Origin of the sequence: Antarctobacter sp., assembly GCF_048262615.1 — a bacterium.
Lineage (GTDB): Bacteria > Pseudomonadota > Alphaproteobacteria > Rhodobacterales > Rhodobacteraceae > Antarctobacter.
The window spans coordinates 76,124-92,251 of sequence record NZ_JBLXFB010000001.1 but is presented as its reverse complement, the minus strand read 5'-3'; the positions used below and the strand labels follow the sequence as shown (position 1 = coordinate 92,251).

At 65.4% G+C, this 16,128-nt stretch carries 14 protein-coding genes; 6 read left to right on the top strand and 8 right to left on the bottom strand.

The features are described from left to right. On the bottom strand, positions 1-1,467 hold the full coding sequence (locus ACN0S5_RS00430) for a leucyl aminopeptidase (protein ID WP_417204980.1): 1,467 nt from the start codon (positions 1,465-1,467) through the stop codon (positions 1-3). A gap of 136 nt (positions 1,468-1,603) precedes the next feature. On the opposite strand from ACN0S5_RS00430, the gene lptF reads away from it, so the two are divergent. The 6 genes from lptF to rsmA are packed head-to-tail and all read left to right on the top strand — an operon-like array spanning position 1,604 to position 9,055. Then, positions 1,604-2,740 (top strand): LPS export ABC transporter permease LptF, encoded by a 1,137-nt coding sequence (lptF, locus tag ACN0S5_RS00425; protein WP_417204979.1) that lies wholly within the window; start codon positions 1,604-1,606, stop codon positions 2,738-2,740. Continuing rightward, positions 2,737-3,831, top strand: coding sequence for an LPS export ABC transporter permease LptG (gene lptG / locus ACN0S5_RS00420; protein WP_417204977.1), 1,095 nt, complete (start codon positions 2,737-2,739; stop codon positions 3,829-3,831). Before lptF ends, lptG begins: the two co-directional genes overlap by 4 nt. Beyond that, the gene (locus ACN0S5_RS00415) at positions 3,828-5,996 is read left to right on the top strand and encodes an LPS-assembly protein LptD (protein ID WP_417204975.1); all 2,169 of its coding nucleotides are present in this window, start codon (positions 3,828-3,830) and stop codon (positions 5,994-5,996) included. The genes lptG and ACN0S5_RS00415 overlap by 4 nt, the downstream gene beginning before the upstream one ends. Next, positions 5,984-7,207, top strand: a complete 1,224-nt coding sequence (locus tag ACN0S5_RS00410) for a peptidylprolyl isomerase (RefSeq protein ID WP_417204974.1) — start codon at positions 5,984-5,986, stop codon at positions 7,205-7,207. The genes ACN0S5_RS00415 and ACN0S5_RS00410 overlap by 13 nt, the downstream gene beginning before the upstream one ends. Then, on the top strand, positions 7,204-8,175 hold the full coding sequence (gene pdxA / locus ACN0S5_RS00405; protein WP_417204972.1) for a 4-hydroxythreonine-4-phosphate dehydrogenase PdxA: 972 nt from the start codon (positions 7,204-7,206) through the stop codon (positions 8,173-8,175). Before ACN0S5_RS00410 ends, pdxA begins: the two co-directional genes overlap by 4 nt. A gap of 37 nt (positions 8,176-8,212) precedes the next feature. Beyond that, entirely contained in the window at positions 8,213-9,055 is an 843-nt protein-coding gene (gene rsmA / locus ACN0S5_RS00400; protein ID WP_417204971.1) for a 16S rRNA (adenine(1518)-N(6)/adenine(1519)-N(6))-dimethyltransferase RsmA, read from the top strand. A 15-nt stretch (positions 9,056-9,070) separates the two neighbouring features. Here rsmA and ACN0S5_RS00395 read toward each other — a convergent pair whose 3' ends face one another. The 7 genes from ACN0S5_RS00395 to ACN0S5_RS00365 all read right to left on the bottom strand — a co-directional run bounded on the left by ACN0S5_RS00395 (position 9,071) and on the right by ACN0S5_RS00365 (position 16,120). Beyond that, a complete protein-coding gene (locus ACN0S5_RS00395) occupies positions 9,071-9,931 on the bottom strand; it encodes a DUF4167 domain-containing protein (protein WP_417204970.1) in 861 nt (286 codons plus the stop codon). Positions 9,932-10,144: 213 nt separating this feature from the next. Further along, entirely contained in the window at positions 10,145-10,993 is an 849-nt protein-coding gene (gene prmC / locus ACN0S5_RS00390; protein ID WP_417204969.1) for a peptide chain release factor N(5)-glutamine methyltransferase, read from the bottom strand. Between the two features lie 5 nt (positions 10,994-10,998). Next, positions 10,999-12,048: a peptide chain release factor 1 gene (prfA, locus tag ACN0S5_RS00385; protein WP_417204967.1), complete on the bottom strand. Its 1,050-nt coding sequence runs from the start codon at positions 12,046-12,048 to the stop codon at positions 10,999-11,001. Positions 12,049-12,129: 81 nt separating this feature from the next. Continuing rightward, positions 12,130-12,543 (bottom strand): DUF1499 domain-containing protein, encoded by a 414-nt coding sequence (locus ACN0S5_RS00380; protein ID WP_417204965.1) that lies wholly within the window; start codon positions 12,541-12,543, stop codon positions 12,130-12,132. Positions 12,544-12,648: 105 nt separating this feature from the next. Further along, positions 12,649-13,614, bottom strand: coding sequence for an agmatinase (gene speB / locus ACN0S5_RS00375; RefSeq protein WP_417204964.1), 966 nt, complete (start codon positions 13,612-13,614; stop codon positions 12,649-12,651). Between the two features lie 66 nt (positions 13,615-13,680). Next, on the bottom strand, positions 13,681-14,841 hold the full coding sequence (locus ACN0S5_RS00370; protein ID WP_417204963.1) for a M20 aminoacylase family protein: 1,161 nt from the start codon (positions 14,839-14,841) through the stop codon (positions 13,681-13,683). A 121-nt stretch (positions 14,842-14,962) separates the two neighbouring features. Continuing rightward, positions 14,963-16,120, bottom strand: coding sequence for a M20 aminoacylase family protein (locus ACN0S5_RS00365; protein WP_417204961.1), 1,158 nt, complete (start codon positions 16,118-16,120; stop codon positions 14,963-14,965). Between the last annotated feature and the right edge of the window lie 8 nt (positions 16,121-16,128).

Sequence of the window (16,128 nt, the reverse complement as noted above, 5' to 3'; positions counted from 1 at the left end):
TCAGTGGCTCTCGAACCGGTCGCGCACCAGCCGGTCCAGCGCCATCACACCCCAGCCGGTCGCGCCCTTGGGCGAAAGATCGGTGTCTTTGGTCACCTGAGCCACCCCCGCGATGTCGAGGTGAATCCAAGGCATGCCGTCCTTGACGAAGCGTTGCAGGAACTGCGCCGCCGTGATCGCGCCCGCGGGCCGCCCGCCGACGTTCTTCATGTCGGCTTTCTGGCTCTTGATCAGATCGTCATAGCTCTTGCCCAGCGGCAGACGCCATGCGCCCTCGCCCTCGGCCGCCGCCGCCTTGAGAAAGTCACCGGCCAGCGCGTCGTCGTTCGAAAAGACACCCGCGTTGTCATGACCCAGCGCGATGATGCAGGCCCCGGTCAGCGTGGCCAGATCGATCATCGCCGAAGGCTGTTCGCTTTCCTGTGCGTGCCACATCACATCCGCCAGCACCAGCCGCCCCTCGGCATCGGTGTTGATGACCTCGATGGTGTCGCCCTTCATCGAGGTGACGATATCGCCGGGACGTTGCGCCATGTGCGAGGGCATGTTCTCGACCAGACCGACCAGCCCGACCACATGCGCCTGCGCCTTGCGCAGCGCCAGCGTCTTCATCACACCGGCGACGGTGCCTGCGCCGCCCATGTCCATGGTCATATCCTCCATGCCCTGCGCGGGCTTGAGGCTGATCCCGCCGGTGTCAAAGACGACGCCCTTGCCGATCAGGGCCAGCGGCGCGCCTTCGGCCCCTTTCCAGCGCATCACCACCACCTTGGACGGCATCGCCGACCCCATGCCCACGCCCAACAGCGCGCCCATGCCCAGTTCGGTCAGCTTGTCCTCTTCCAGAACCTCGACCTCCAGCCCGATGTCGCGCAGCGCCTCCAGCCGCGCGGCGAACTCCGTGGTTGACAGCACGTTGGCCGGTTCGGACACCAGATCGCGGGTAAAGGCCACACCCTCGGCCACGGCATGAGACGCCGCAAAGCCTGCCTGGGCCTCATCGGGGGTCTTGACCATCAGCACGGCACCGGCGGGCGCCTCATCCGGTTTCGACTTGCGCGCGGTAAAGGCATAGCTGCGGAGGGCCGCGCCAAGGGCGATCTCTTCGGGCAGGCGTGTGGCCTCGACCAGCACCGTCAGCGCCGACTTTCCGGCCAGCCGCGCCAGTGTCGCACCGGCCTTGCGGGCTTCAGCCGTGGCGGGACGGCGCGCCAGCTTGACGATATCCAGCGCCTCGACGATCAGACCCGACGGCCACGCAAGGGTCAGCGCCTCGCCAGCGGCCAGCTTGCCGAACGGTGCGCTTTCGACCGCACGCCCCAACGCCCCCTTGGTCAGCCGGTTGAGACGCCGCGCGCCGGGGCTGAGCGCCCCTTCGGGCGAAACGACAACGGCGAGGCGTCCCTCGACTTCGTCAAGCCCGTCCAGAGCCACCTCGGCAAAGCGGATTGCGCGCAGTTCGGTCATAAGTCCTCGTCTCCTGAGCTGAGTTTCGCCCACGAGAGGTAACGTCCCCGGTCTCGGTTGACCAGTGCCACCTTTCCCAATTCCACACGATGGATTAGGGTGCCGCCACCTGCTTTGGTCTGGGGGGACCACGCGATTGCAAAGATTCGACAGATATGTCCTGTCGCAACTGATGGTAGCGTTCGGCTTCTTCGCCCTAGTCCTTGTGTCGGTCTATTGGGTGAATAAGGCCGTTGCGCTGTTTGACCGGCTGATTTCGGATGGCCATTCGGTTGGCGTGGTGATGGAATTCACCGTTCTGTCGCTGCCTGCGGTGATCACTTTTGTGCTGCCCCTGTCGGCCTTCGCCGCCTCGGTTTACGTCACCAACCGGCTCAACAGCGACAGCGAACTGACCGTGGTGCAGGCAACCGGCTATTCGCCCTGGCGTCTGGCCCGGCCGGTGTTGCTGTTCGGATGCGTCGTGGCGCTGATGATGTCGATGCTGACGCATTTGCTGGTGCCGAAATCGCTGGAGCAATTGCGCATCCGGGAAAAGGCGCTGTCCGGCTCGCTCAGCGCGCGGCTGCTGCGCGACGGTGCGTTTCTGCATCCGATCGACGGCGTGACCTTCTACATCCGCGATATCACTCCGGAGGGCGAACTGCGCGACGTGGTGCTGTCGGACCGGCGCACCGTCGGGCGCGACGTGATCTATACGTCAGAGCGCGCCTATCTGCTGCGCGACGACGAGGGCCCCAAGCTGGTGATGCTCACCGGCATGGCGCAGGACATGGACCTCGACACCCGCCGCCTGTCGACGACAAATTTCAGCGATCTGATCTATGACGTCTCGGGGCTGGTAACCTCGACCGCGCCGACCAAGCGACGCCTGAATTACATGTCCACATGGGAATTGATCACCCAGCCCGCCGCCGCCGCTGCCGAGGCCAAGGACACCCCCGGTGAGGCCATCGAGGAAGGCCACCTGCGATTCCAGCTGCCGCTGCTGGCGCTGACCTTTTCGCTGATCGGCTATTCGGCCCTGATGGTGGGGGGATTCTCCCGGTTCGGAGTGACCCGCCAAATTGTCTTTGCCGTCGGGCTGCTGGTGTTTGTCAAAGTGCTGGAAAGCGCCGTGACCGATCCGGTGCGCGGCGACGTCAGGCTGTGGCCGCTGGTCTATCTGCCCAGCATTGTCGGGCTTGTCCTTGCGACCGTATTGCTGTGGGTGGCCGCCCGTCCGTTCCGGCCCCGTCGCGCACGGGCGCGCACGCAGGAGGCCGCCGCGTGACCCTGCATTTCTACTTTGCCCGCCGGTTCCTATGGATCTTCCTCAGCGTGTTCGGCGTCTTCGCGCTGTTTCAGGGCCTGCTTGACCTGATCGAGGAAATGCGCCGCTTCGACTCGGACGTGCGTTTCGGGCAAGTGGTGCAGGTCACCTTGATGAAGCTGCCCGGCGCCATCTACGAAATCGTGCCTCTGGTGATGATCCTGTCGACCGTGGGATTGTTCCTTGGGCTGGCGCGGTCGTCCGAACTGGTGGCCGCGCGGGCGGCGGGTCGGTCGGGCGTGGCCACGCTGATGGCCCCTGTCACGGTGTCGCTTGTCATCGGTGGACTGGTCGTCGGTCTGATGAACCCGATCGTCTCTGCGACCTCCAAACGCTATACCGAACTGCGCGAAACTCTGGAAAGCGGCAGCGCCTCGGCCCTGTCGATCGGCCCCGAAGGCCTGTGGCTGCGGCAGGGCGGCGATCAGGGTCAGGCGGTGATCCATGCCGCCCGCGCCAATGCCGAGGCGACGGAACTGTTTGAGGTGTCCATTGTCACCTATGCGCCGGGGGGCGGGCCGGCGACCCGCATTCTGGCCAAGAGCGCGCGGCTGGATGACGGGTTCTGGGTGCTGACCACCGCCAAGGCTTGGCCGCTGACACCGGGCCTGAACCCGGAAACGGGCGCAAAAGAACATGACACCCTGCGCCTGCCCTCCAATCTGACGCAGGACAGCATCCGCGACCGGTTCGGCACGCCTTCGGCGGTGGCGATCTGGGACCTGCCAACCTTTATCGAGGGCCTTGAAACCGCCGGGTTTTCGGCGCGCCGCTATGTTGTCTGGTTGCACATGGAACTGTCCCGCCCGCTCTTTCTGATGGCGATGACCCTGATCGGCGCGGCCTTCACCATGCGGCCCACGCGCCTTGGCCGCACCGGTATCGCCATTCTGTCTGCCGTCCTGCTTGGCTTTGGCCTGTATTACGTGCGAAACTTCGCGCAGATCATGGGGGACAATGGCCAGTTGACACCGCTTGTGGCGGCATGGGTGCCGCCGGTGGCCTCGGTTCTGCTTGCAATGGGGTTGGTTCTGCATATGGAGGACGGATGACCCGCGTGTTTTACCGTCTTGTCCGGCTCCTTGGGGTGCTGTGCGTTCTGGGGACAGCGGCCCAGTCGCAGGACACAGCCGAGACCGGCACCGTTCCGGCCATGCTTGTGGCTGATGCCGTCTTTGTCGAAAGCGGTGAACGGCTGATTGCCACCGGCAACGTCGAGGCCTTTCACAACGGTCTGCGGATGACCGCCGGGCGGATCGTCTATGACGGGACGACCGACCAACTGTTCATCGACGGCCCGATCCGGATCATCGACGAAGAAGGCAATATTCTGCTCGCCACTTATGCCGAGATGGATCAGGGGCTGCAAAACGGTCTACTGGCGGGCGCGCGACTGGTTCTGGACCAGCAATTGCAGGTCGCCTCTGTCGAGGCGCGCCGCGTGAACGGCCGCTATACACAGTTCCGCAAGGTCGCCGTCACCTCGTGCCTTGTCTGCGGCGACCGCAAAGTGCCGCTCTGGCAAATCCGCGCCTCGCGGGTTGTACATGATCAGGACGAACGCCAGTTGTACTTTGACAACGCGCAGTTCCGCGTGCTGGACGTGCCGGTGTTCTACTTTCCACGTCTGCGCCTGCCCGACCCCACGCTGAAACGCGCGCGCGGCTTTCTCTACCCGTCTTTCACCAGCAGCACCCTGCTGGGGTTCGGGGTCAAGACACCGTATTTCTTTCCGATCGGTCGCCATCAGGACATCACCCTGACGCCCTTTCTGTCACCCAAGACGCGCACGCTGGAATTCCGCTACCGCCGCGCCTTTCACACCGGAAACCTGACACTGACCGGGGCGCTGTCCTCTGACACGCTGATCTCGGACGGGCCACGCGGCTACCTATTCGCGGTTGGCGAATTCAAGGTCGCGCGCGACTACAAGCTAAGCTTCAACCTCAAGGGCGTCAGCGACGATTCCTACCTGTATGACTACGACATTACCGATGTCGACAGGCTCAAGAGCAACCTGTCCCTGACGCGGGTCACCGCCGACAGCTTTATGGACACCAGCGTCCTGAACTATCAGTCGCTGCGCGACTATGAAGACAACGCAACGCAGCCGCGCTTTATCGTCGATTACCGCAGGGAACAGCGGTTTTTCCCCGGCATCGGTGGCGAATTCCGGTTCGGAACCGAAGTTCACGGCCACCTGCGTCAGTCCACCCGCGACACCGATGGCGGCGACGACGATACCGAAATCGACGGGCGCGACGTGACCCGGCTCAATGCGGAATTCAGCTGGCGCAACCGCTGGACCCTTGCGGGCGGGGTGCGGGCCGGACTGTCTGGGCATCTTTGGGTCGACCGATACATGACCGAACAGGATGCCATTTCGGACCCCGAGGTCAGCCGCGCCGTGCCCGGCGTGGCGGTGGAGTTCCGCTATCCCATGCAACGTCAGGGGGTCCGTGGCGGTCGCACGCTGCTAGAGCCGGTGGTGCAACTGGGCTGGGTCGGGGGCGACCGCTTGCGGAACCCCAACGACGAAAGCACCCGAGTCGAATTCGATGAGGCCAACCTGCTGTCGCTGTCGCGCTTTCCCGCCTCTGACCGGCGCGAGCATGGCACAACCCTTGCCGCCGGTCTGCGCTGGCTGCATCAGGCCCCCGGCGGCTGGTCCACGGCGCTCACGCTGGGCAAGGTTTGGCGGGATACCGCCGATGCCGATTTTTCGCTGTCCTCCGGGCTGGACGGGACACAGTCCGATCTGCTGATCGCGGGACGCTTTGCCAACCGGCTGGGCCTGACGTTGTCGGCGCGCGGGCTGCTGGACAGCGATGCCAAGTTTTCCAAGGCCGAGGCGCGCGCCGGCTGGTCCAATACCCGGATGGATCTGGGCGCATCCTACCTGCTGCTGGTCACCGACGCCGACGAGGATCGCACCCAGCGACAGTCCGAATGGACCTTTGATGGCCGCTATCAACTGACCCGTAACTGGGCGACGTCGGGCGAGGCGCGCTATGACCTTGCCGATGACCGGCTTGACCGTATCGGTCTGGGCCTGCAATACCGAAACGAATGTATTCAGGTGGATTTTCAGGCAACGCGGAACTACGCATCCGCTACAAACCTGGAACCCTCCACCGATTTCGATCTGACCGTCGCGCTAAGAGGCTTTGGCGCTGGCGCCAGTGGCAAGGAGTATCGCCGCACATGTTCATTCTGACCCGCCTGCTTGCACCGGTCCTCGCGGTCCTGTCGATCACCCTGAGCCCCGCCCCGCTGGCCGCGCAAAACCTTTTTGCCCCCGCCATTCAGGTCAACGACAGCGTCATCACCAACTATGAGATCGAGCAGCGCAAGCGCATGTTGCAGGTGCTGAGCGCGCCGGGCAATCTCGACAAACTCGCACGCGAGCAGTTGATTGACGACCGCCTGCGCATGCAGGCCGCCCGCGACAATGGCATTCGCCCGACAGAACAAGAGGTGCTGGACGGCATGGGGGAATTCGCCGGTCGCGCCAATCTTGACCGCGATCAGTTTGTCGCCGCCATTGGCGCCGAGGGCGTGGCCGAACAGACGTTCCGCGATTTCGTCTCCGCCGGCCTCAGCTGGCGGCAACTGGTGCAGGCCCGCTTTGGCAGCCGCGCCACCGTGTCAGAGGATGAAATCGACCGCGCCTTGTCGGTGCAGGGCGGCACCAGCACGGTGCGCGTTCTGCTGTCAGAGATCATCATGCCGATGCCACCGGGCGAAGAGGCCGCCGTGCGTGCCCGAGCAGAGCGTATCGCCCAGATCGACAGCTTTGGCGCGTTTTCGGCGCAGGCGCGTCAGTACTCCGCCACGGCCACCCGCGACGCCGGTGGCCGCCTGCCCTGGCAGAACCTGAACGATCTGCCGCCGCCGCTGCGCCCGCTGCTGCTGGGTCTGGCACCGGGCGAAGTGACCGCGCCCATCCCGCTCGACGGGGCCGTGGCCCTGTTCCAGTTGCGCGACATCGAGGAAACCGGCTTTACCCCGCAAGAGGTCAGCGCCGTCGAATATGCCGCCTACTACATGGCCGGTGGCCGGTCGCCAGAGACGCTTGCCCGCGCGCGCGTGCTGGCGGGCACCGTGGACCGCTGCGACGATCTGTACGGTGTTGCCAAGGGGCAGCCCGCAGAGGTGCTGGATCGCGGCACCTTGCCGGTCGAAGACCTGCCCACCGACATCGCGCTGGAACTGTCCAAGCTGGACCCCGGCGAGGTGTCAACGGCCCTCACCCGCTCTGGCGGACAGACGCTGGTCTTTCTGATGCTCTGCGGTCGGTCGTCCAAGATCACCGAAGACGTGGACCGGACAGAAGTCACCATCGGGCTGCGCAACCGTCGTCTGGCCACGTTGGCCGATGGCTATCTCGCGCAACTGCGCGCCGACGCTCGCATCGTCAACCGATGACCCCTGCGACGCCGGTCGCTGTCAGCTGCGGAGAACCTGCCGGGATCGGACCGGAACTGGCCGAGGCGGCGTGGCAACATCTGGGCGGCGCATTGCCGTTCTTCTGGATCGGCGACCCGGCGCATCTGCCGGGTCGTGTCCCGCACATCGTGCTAAAGGACCCGTCGGAGGCATCGGCGCGCATGGCGCAGGGCTTGCCGGTCTGGCCGCTGGACATGCCCGGACCCCGCGTTCCCGGACAGCCGCAGGCAGCCCACGCGCCGGGCGTCATCGCCGCCATCGAAGAAGCTGTGCGGCTGGTCCAGTCCGGCGCGGCTTCGGCGCTGTGTACCTTGCCGATCCACAAACAGGCGCTGGCAGAGGGCGCCGGCTTTGCCTATCCCGGTCATACCGAGTTTCTGGCCCATCTGGCGGGGGTGGACGAGGTGGTGATGATGCTGGCCTCTGACCGGCTGCGGGTGGTGCCTGTGACCATCCATATCGCGCTGTCGGATGTGCCCGCCGCGCTGACGCCCGACCTGCTGGAACGGCGCATCCGCATCACGCAAGCGGCGCTTGTGGCCCAGTTCGGCATTCCAAACCCACGCCTTGCCGTCGCTGGCCTGAACCCGCACGCGGGCGAAGGCGGACGCATGGGAACAGAGGACGCCGCGCTGATCGCCCCGGTGCTGGAGCGTCTGCGCGCCGAGGGACTGGACCTGCGCGGCCCCCTGCCCGCCGACACCATGTTCCACGACCGCGCCCGCGCCGGGTACGACGCCGCGATCTGCATGTATCACGATCAGGCGCTGATCCCGATCAAGACGCTTGATTTCGATGAGGGGGTGAACGTGACCCTCGGCCTGCCCTTTATCCGCACCTCGCCCGACCATGGCACCGCTTTCGACATCGCGGGCAAGGGCCTGGCCAATCCCAGTTCCACGCTCGCCGCGCTGCGCATGGCCGCGCGGTTGGCGGGCGCGACATGACCAACACCAGACCTCGGAAAGAGGCCACCGGAACCATATGAGCCGTATCGACGACCTTCCCCCGCTGAGCGAGGTGATCAAGCGTCACCAATTGTCCGCGCGCAAATCGCTGGGACAGAACTTTCTGCTGGATCTGAACCTGACCGCGCGCATTGCGCGGGTGGCGGGCGACCTGTCACAGACCGATGTGCTGGAGGTCGGCCCCGGTCCCGGCGGGTTGACCCGCGGGTTGCTGGCCGAGGGCGCGCGCAAGGTTCTGGCGGTGGAAAAGGACGCGCGCTGCCTGCCTGCGCTGGCAGAGATCGCAGAGGCCTATCCGGGCCGGTTGGAGGTGATCGAGGGCGACGCGCTGGACGTCGACGCAGAGGCGCATCTGACACCGCCCTACGCGATCTGCGCCAACCTGCCCTACAACGTCGGCACCGAACTTCTGGTGCGCTGGCTGACGCCGCCGCAGTGGCCGCCCGCATGGCGGTCCCTGACGCTGATGTTCCAGAAAGAAGTGGCTGAACGGATCGTGGCAGAGCCGGGGTCCAAGGCCTACGGACGGCTGGCGCTGCTGGCACAATGGCGCTGTGACGCGCGGATTGCGCTGACGCTGCCACCGGGGGCCTTTACCCCGCCGCCCAAGGTCAGCTCTGCGGTGGTGCACCTGACGGCCCTGCCCGCCCCCCGGTTCGAGGCGGATCCAAAGGTTCTGGAACGGGTGGTGGCCACGGCCTTCAACCAGCGGCGCAAGATGCTGCGTGCAGCCCTGAAAGGGCTGTCGCCGCAGATCGAGGATCATCTGGCCGAGGCCGGGATCGCCCCGACCGAACGGGCCGAACGTGTCCCGCTGGAACAATTCTGCGCGCTGGCGCGCAGCCTTGCCTCAGCCTGAACTATGTCACCTGAATTATTCGGCGGCGTCCGGCGGCGGGGTATCGCCCGGCTCTGCCGAAACAGGCCGCGTGTCAGCCTCACCCGCGTCCGGTTTCGGCTCGGGCTTTTTGCGGGGCTTGCGCGGTGCGCGCGGCTTCTTGGGCTTGTCCTCTGCCGCAGGGGCCGCGGCCGTATCGGCTGCGGGCTGCGGTGCCGCCTCTGCCGTCGGGGCCTCAGCCGCGGGGGCGTCAGGCTTGGCGGCCTCTGCTTTGGGGGCGCGTGTTCGGCGCGTTGCGGGCTTGGGCTCTGCCGGGGTCACAGCGGGCTGAGTCTCGGCCCGCGATTCCGGGGTGTCGACCAGACCGGGTCCATCGTCCTCTGTCCCAAGGTCCAGCACATCCGCCGACATCGGCGTGGCTTGATCTTGACCGGGCGCGTGCGCCTGCCGCGCGGGCCGGTCCTGCCGGTCAGACCGTTCGGGCCTGTCGGATTTCTCGGGCCGCTCCGATTTCTCGGGCCTGTCGGACCGTTCCGGACGGTCCGGTTGATCGGAAGACCCATCGCGCTGCGACCGCTCACGGTCCCGCTGGGCCTGACGTTCGCGGTTCTCGCGCTCTTGCTGCTCGCGCCGCGTATCCTGTTCGCGCTGCGCCTCGCTCAGCATCCGCATGTAATGTTCGGCGTGCTGTTGAAAGTTTTCGGCAGCGACACGGTCATTGCTCAGCGACGCGTCGCGCGCCAACTGGTTGTATTTGTCAATGATCTGCTGCGGAGTGCCGCGCACCTTGCCCTCCGGGCCGCTGCTGTCAAACACACGGTTGACGACATTGCCCAAATTGTTGGTGTTCCGGTTACGGTTGCTCTTGTTCCGCGAGCGGGATTTGGAAGAACGCATATTTTCTGATTTCCAGCCTTATCTAGACGGCTCGGTGACGGGGCAAGGGCGCATCCTGCGCCAATCCGTTGGGGTCACCCTTATGTTGGCTTGTCGTTGCACAGGATCGGCAAGAGAGCCATTCGACTGAGCAGCTACAGTGAATATGCACATGGACAGATATGTGACAAGTCAAAATACCACAAAATCGGCGATTTCGGCAGGAAAAGGTCGCTAAATACGGCCACGCGTGCCCAGAACCACACGGTCGCGCCCGGCAAGATCGGGGATCACGCGCACACCGCGCAATCCGGCCTCGGCAAACAGCTTTGAAACGGCCATGCCCTGACTCGCGCCGATCTCGACCACCAGCCGCCCGCCCGGTGCCAGATGCGCGCTCAGGCCAGAGAGAATCGCCCGGTAGGCGGTCAGCCCGTCGGCCTCGTCGGTCAGGGCCAGACGCGGTTCATATTCGCGGACTTCCGGCGACAGAAAGGGCATTTCGTTCACCGCGATATAAGGCGGATTGGACACGATCAGATCAAAGGTATCCTCATCCGGGTTCAGCGCCGCGTACCAGCTGCCCTCACGCAGGTCCGCCCGCGTCTGAAGGTCCAGCGCATTGCGGTTCCAGTAGGCGACGTTCAGGGCCGCCGTACTGACATCGGTGCCCACGCCCACCGCGCCTTCGCGTTCCGCCAGCAGGGTCAGCAGGATACAGCCCGACCCGATGCCAAGGTCCAGCACCGTGGCAAAGGGTTCTGTCAGCACCACCTCGATCAGGGTTTCGGTCTCGGGGCGCGGGTCCAGCACCTCTGGCGTGACAAGGAAATCGCGCCCGTAAAACGCCCGCCGTCCGATCAGGTGACTGACCGGAACCCGTTCGGCGCGGCGTTCGACCAGTGTCAGATAGATCACCTCAAGATCGGGGTCGACGGGTTCGGGCAGGAACAGCGTCAGGCGACCGGGCGGCACTTTCAGCACATGGGCCATCAACCGCCGCGCATCGCGCCCCGGATCGGGCACCTCAGCCTCGGCCAGCCGGGCTGTGGCGCGGGACAACAGATCGGACCCACGGGTCATGTCGGTCAGCCCCCCATCTCGGCCAGTTGCGAGGCCTGATGTTCCGCCGTCAGCGCGTCGATGATCTCATCCAGATCACCCGCCATGACCTGCTCCAGACGGTACAGCGTCAACCCGATCCGGTGATCGGTCAGCCGTCCTTGGGGAAAATTATAGGTGCGGATGCGCTCTGACCGGTCGCCAGATCCGACCTGCGCCTTGCGGTCGGCAGAGCGCGACGCATCCGCCTGCTGGCGCTGCTGATCGAACAGCCGCGCGCGCAGAACCTGCATGGCGATCTCGCGGTTGCGGTGTTGGCTTTTCTCCGAACTGGTGACGACGATCCCGGTGGGAATATGGGTGATCCGCACCGCCGAATCCGTGGTGTTGACGTGCTGCCCACCCGCCCCGGACGAGCGCATGGTGTCGATGCGGATGTCGTTCGGGTCAATGCGGATGTCGACCTCTTCGGCCTCTGGCAACACCGCCACGGTGGCCGCAGAGGTATGGATGCGCCCGCCGGATTCGGTTTCCGGCACCCGCTGAACGCGGTGCACGCCGCTTTCGTATTTCAACCGGGCAAAGACATTGTCCCCGGCGATCCGCACCACCAGTTCCCGCACGCCGCCCAGTTCGGAAAGCTGTTCCTCGATCACTTCCCAGCGCCAGCCCCGCGCCTCGGCATAGCGTTGATACATGCGGGCCAGATCCCCGGCGAACAGCGCCGCCTCATCGCCGCCCGTCCCCGGACGGATTTCCAGCATCGCGGGCCGCGCATCGGCGGCATCGCGGGGCAAGAGCGACAATTGCACCGCGCGCTCTGCCTCTGGCAGGCGCGCGCGCAACTGCGGCAGTTCCTCTTCGGCCAGCGCGCGCATCTCCGGGTCGTCCAGCATCGCCTCGGCCTCGGCGATCTCGACGCACAGCTGCTCCCACTCGGTGATCTGGGTCACCACGGGTTTCAACTCGGCGTATTCACGCCCCAGCGCCGCGATGTCGCCATCGCCGGTGGACATGCGCGCCTCGACGAATTCGAGCCGTTCCTTGATCTGATGAAGTCTGTCTGTCGGGATCATGGGGATGCATTGCCCAAAGCACGGGGGCCGTCAAGCCGTCCCCGGCATCAGGCCCCCCACCCCCGTCAGCTTTCGCCCCCGTCAGCCTTCGCCCCCGTCCAGACGTTGCAACCAGTCCTCGACCCGCGCCCGGTTCACCCCAAGGTCCGACTGCCCAAAACGGGAGCGCGCCCAAAGCTCCAGCACCGCATCGTTTTCCCGCACCGTGGTGTAGTCGGGAAAGCCCATCCACTTCGACCGCGTGACATAGGTCACCTGCCCGTCGCCCGGACTGCCCGCCAGAACCTCGGTGCGCGGTGTCTCCAGAATGATCGCGTGAAGACGGTCAAACATGTTTGCGCCCGCCGGAATCCGCCGCCGCACACCGGCGGCCAGATCCTGATCCGCCGTCACCTGCGGATCGACATGCCAGTCGGCAGGGTCAGAGGGCGCAAACCGGATCCAGGCCATCCCGCCCAGTACAATCAGCAGTAGAAGGAAAAATGCGATGCGCAAAACGGGTCTCTTTCTCGGTGCTCAAGCTGACCCCCGGCATGACATGCCAAGGGGCGATTCTGAAAGCCAAGGTTTCGCGACGGTGCTGCCCCGCCGACCGGACCGTCACGGCGTGCGGCGCGCCCAGCCCCAGAGGCACAGCAGCTCCATGCCCACATGCGCCGCCGCCACCGCCGTCGCGCCGGTGGTGTCGAACGGCGGCGATACCTCGACCACATCGCCGCCTTTCAGGTCGATCCCCGCCAGCCGACGCAGGATCACCGCCGCCTGATGGCTGGTCAACCCGCCCCAGACCGGCGTGCCGGTGCCCGGCGCATAGGCCGGGTCCAGCGCGTCGATGTCAAAGGTCAGGTAACAGGGGTGCTGGCCCACGATCTCATGCACCCGCTCGGCGATCCGTTCCGGTCCCTCGGCATGGACCTGCCGCGCATCAAGGATGTTGAACCCCAGCGTATCGGGATTGTCGGTCCGGATGCCGATCTGGACAGAACGTTCGGGGTCGATCACCCCTTCCCTGACGGCCTTGTACATAAACGTGCCGTGATCCACGCGCGCCGCGTCGTCATCCGCCCAAGTGTCGGTGTGCGCATCGAACTGAATCACGCTCAGCGGTCCATGTTTCTCGGCATGGGCGCGCAGACAGCCGTGGGTCACGGAATGATCCCCGCCCAGCACGATGCAGGCCGCGCCGGCGTCCAGAATGCCCCCAACGTGCTCTGCGATCCGGGCGGGCACCTCGGACGGCATGGCGTAATCGAATGCCATGTCGCCATAATCCGCGATGGCGAACTCCGACAACACATCATAGCCCCAGCCATAGGGCACATCCATCGTCTGCAACAAAGACGCCTCGCGGATCGCACGCGGCCCCAGCCGCGTACCGGGCCGGTTGGTCACCGCCTGATCGAACGGCAGCCCCGTCACCGCGATATCCACCCCGGTCAGATCCTTGGTGTATTTCCGGCGCAGAAACGACGGTGCCCCGGCAAAGACATTCTCGAACGACGGCCCCTTGAGGTCGTCGCGGGTAAAGGCATGGTCGATCTGGCGCTTGGCGTCTTCAAGGCTCATGAGGCGGCCCTTTGCGGTGTCGGGGTGGGGGGGTGGGCGACGCCGCAAAGGGCCGCCCGGCACGGATCAGAGCGGCAGCGCTTTTTCCACCAGCCGCGCGAAAAAGCTCGCGCCGACCGGCGCAATCGCGTCGTTGAAATCGTATTTCGGATGATGGCAGACCGGCGTGTCGCCCTGCCCAAGGAACAGATAGGCTCCGGGCCGCGCCTCCAACATATAGGAAAAATCTTCGCCCGGCATGATGGGCGGCGCGTCGATGTCCACCGCATCGGCCCCCACCAGTTCCCGCGCGACCTCTGCCGCGAATTCCGCCTGCGCGGGATGGTTGACCGTCGGCGGATAGCCTTCGACATAGTCCAGCGTTGCGGTCATGCCAAAGCTCTTGGCCTGAAACTCGACGATCTCGGCCATGCGGGCCTTGACGACAGCCTGAACAGCCTTGTCGAAATAGCGCACAGTGCCGTTCAGAACGGCGGTTTCCGGTACGATGTTCATGGCTGACCCGGTGTGGATTTGCGTCACGCTGACCACCAGCCGGTCCAGCGCATCGACATTGCGGCTGACGATGGTTTGCAGGGCCTGCACCATAGAGGCCGCCGTCACCACCGGATCGCGGGTCTGAAACGGCATCGCGCCATGTCCACCCTGCCCGGTGATCTGGATGGTGAACTCATCCACTCCCGCCAGCAGCGCGCCCCGGTTGGTGTGCAAGTGGCCGACCGGACCACCGGGCATGTTGTGGATGCCATAGACCTCATCGATGCCAAAGCGGTCCATCATGCCCTCTTCGACCATGATGCGGCCGCCGCCCTCATTTTCCTCTGCCGGTTGAAAGATCAGCGCGACCTTGCCCGCGAAATTCCGCGTCTCCGCCAGATATTTCGCCGCCCCCAGCAGCATGGTGGTATGGCCGTCATGGCCACAGGTATGCGCCATGCCGGGAATGGTCGAGGCGTGATCGGTGCCCGACAGATCCTGCATCGGCAGCGCGTCCATATCGGCGCGCAACCCGATGGTCCGCCCCGGTGCGCGCCCCTCGATGATGGCGACAACCCCGGTGCGCGCGATGCCGGTGTGAATCTCCGTGATGCCGAATTCCGTCAGCCGGTCCACCACAAACGCCGCCGTCTTGAAGCAATCCAGCCCCAGTTCCGGGTGCTGGTGCAGATAACGACGCCACTCCGTCATCTGAGGTTCCGACGCGGCGATGGAATTGACGATGGGCATGGGCGTGACTCCTTTGGGCGCAGAGTGCCCGTTTGGGCCGGTGTTGAAAAGGGTCAAGCCGGGCCGCCTGTGTCGGCTGTGGTCTTGGGTATTTTGACAGAGAAGAAACCCGAAGAGGGCGCTACGGCAGCCGGTGGCGCCGTTCGATCAGGCGGGCAAAGAAGCTGGCGCCGATGGGCGCGGCGGCATCGTTGAAATCGAACGCCGGGTGATGCACCGACGGCCCGTGGCCCTGCCCGAGGAACAGGAAAGCGCCGGGGCGCGCCTCCAGCATGTAGGAGAAATCCTCGGCCCCCATTTCCGGCGGCAGGTCGTCGATCACAAGCGGCGAGACCTCGCGCGCGATCTCGGCGGCAAAGCGGGTTTGTTCCGCGTGGTTGATGGTGGGCGGGTAGTTGCGTTCATAGTCAAGAATGCCCTCGACGCCATAGCCCGCCGCGATGCTGGACACGATTTCAGTGATGCGGGCCTGCGCCATGTCACGCACCTCGGGCGTGAGGCTGCGGACGGTGCCGCCCAAGGTGACCGCCTCGGGGATGATGTTGGACGCGCTGCCGCCGTGGAGCATCGTCAGCGAGACCACCAGCGCGGCCAGCGGATCGGTGTTGCGCGACACCACCGTTTGCAACGCCTGCCCGATGGCAAGGGCGGCGGGCATCGGGTCGCGGCAGGTTTGTGGATAGGCGGCGTGGCCACCCTGCCCCTTGACGGTCACGCGGAACTCATCCGCCGCCGCCATGATCGGGCCCGGCGTGGTGCGGAACTCTCCCAATGCGCCGAAGGGATCGGTGTGCAGGGCATAGACCTCCTGCACGCCGAAGCGGTCCATGATCCCCTCTTCGACCATGATCCGGCCGCCGCCGATGGTTTCCTCGGCCGGTTGAAAGATCAGCACCACGCGGCCGGTAAAGCGGCGCGTCTCTGACAGGTATTTCGCCGCCCCCAACAGCATCGAGGTATGGCCGTCGTGGCCGCAGGCGTGCATTCGTCCCGGCACCGTGCTGGCCCAGTCGGCGCCGGTTTCCTCCTGCATCGGCAGCGCGTCCATGTCGGCGCGCAACCCCGTCACCGGCCCGTCGCCCTGCCCTTCGATCACCGCGACCACGCCGCTGGTGGCGATGCCCGTGTGGATGTCGGTGATGCCGAAGGCGCGCAGGCGCTCTGCCACAAAGGCGGCTGTTTCATGGCAGGCGAGGCACAGTTCGGGATGCCTGTGCAGGTGCTGCCGCCAGCCGGCCATTTCCTCTGCAAACCCCGCGATTCGATTGATCACCGCCATGGCTGGAC

What these genes read in the sequence shown, in the direction of transcription:
- ACN0S5_RS00430 (WP_417204980.1), bottom strand. Translation starts at nt 1,467, where the DNA reads ATGACCGAACTGCGCGCAATCCGCTTTGCCGAGGTGGCTCTGGACGGG.
- ACN0S5_RS00415 (WP_417204975.1), top strand. Translation starts at nt 3,828, where the DNA reads ATGACCCGCGTGTTTTACCGTCTTGTCCGGCTCCTTGGGGTGCTGTGC.
- ACN0S5_RS00410 (WP_417204974.1), top strand. Translation starts at nt 5,984, where the DNA reads ATGTTCATTCTGACCCGCCTGCTTGCACCGGTCCTCGCGGTCCTGTCG.
- pdxA (WP_417204972.1), top strand. Translation starts at nt 7,204, where the DNA reads ATGACCCCTGCGACGCCGGTCGCTGTCAGCTGCGGAGAACCTGCCGGG.
- rsmA (WP_417204971.1), top strand. Translation starts at nt 8,213, where the DNA reads ATGAGCCGTATCGACGACCTTCCCCCGCTGAGCGAGGTGATCAAGCGT.
- ACN0S5_RS00395 (WP_417204970.1), bottom strand. Translation starts at nt 9,931, where the DNA reads ATGCGTTCTTCCAAATCCCGCTCGCGGAACAAGAGCAACCGTAACCGG.
- prmC (WP_417204969.1), bottom strand. Translation starts at nt 10,993, where the DNA reads ATGACCCGTGGGTCCGATCTGTTGTCCCGCGCCACAGCCCGGCTGGCC.
- prfA (WP_417204967.1), bottom strand. Translation starts at nt 12,048, where the DNA reads ATGATCCCGACAGACAGACTTCATCAGATCAAGGAACGGCTCGAATTC.
- speB (WP_417204964.1), bottom strand. Translation starts at nt 13,614, where the DNA reads ATGAGCCTTGAAGACGCCAAGCGCCAGATCGACCATGCCTTTACCCGC.
- ACN0S5_RS00370 (WP_417204963.1), bottom strand. Translation starts at nt 14,841, where the DNA reads ATGCCCATCGTCAATTCCATCGCCGCGTCGGAACCTCAGATGACGGAG.
- ACN0S5_RS00365 (WP_417204961.1), bottom strand. Translation starts at nt 16,120, where the DNA reads ATGGCGGTGATCAATCGAATCGCGGGGTTTGCAGAGGAAATGGCCGGC.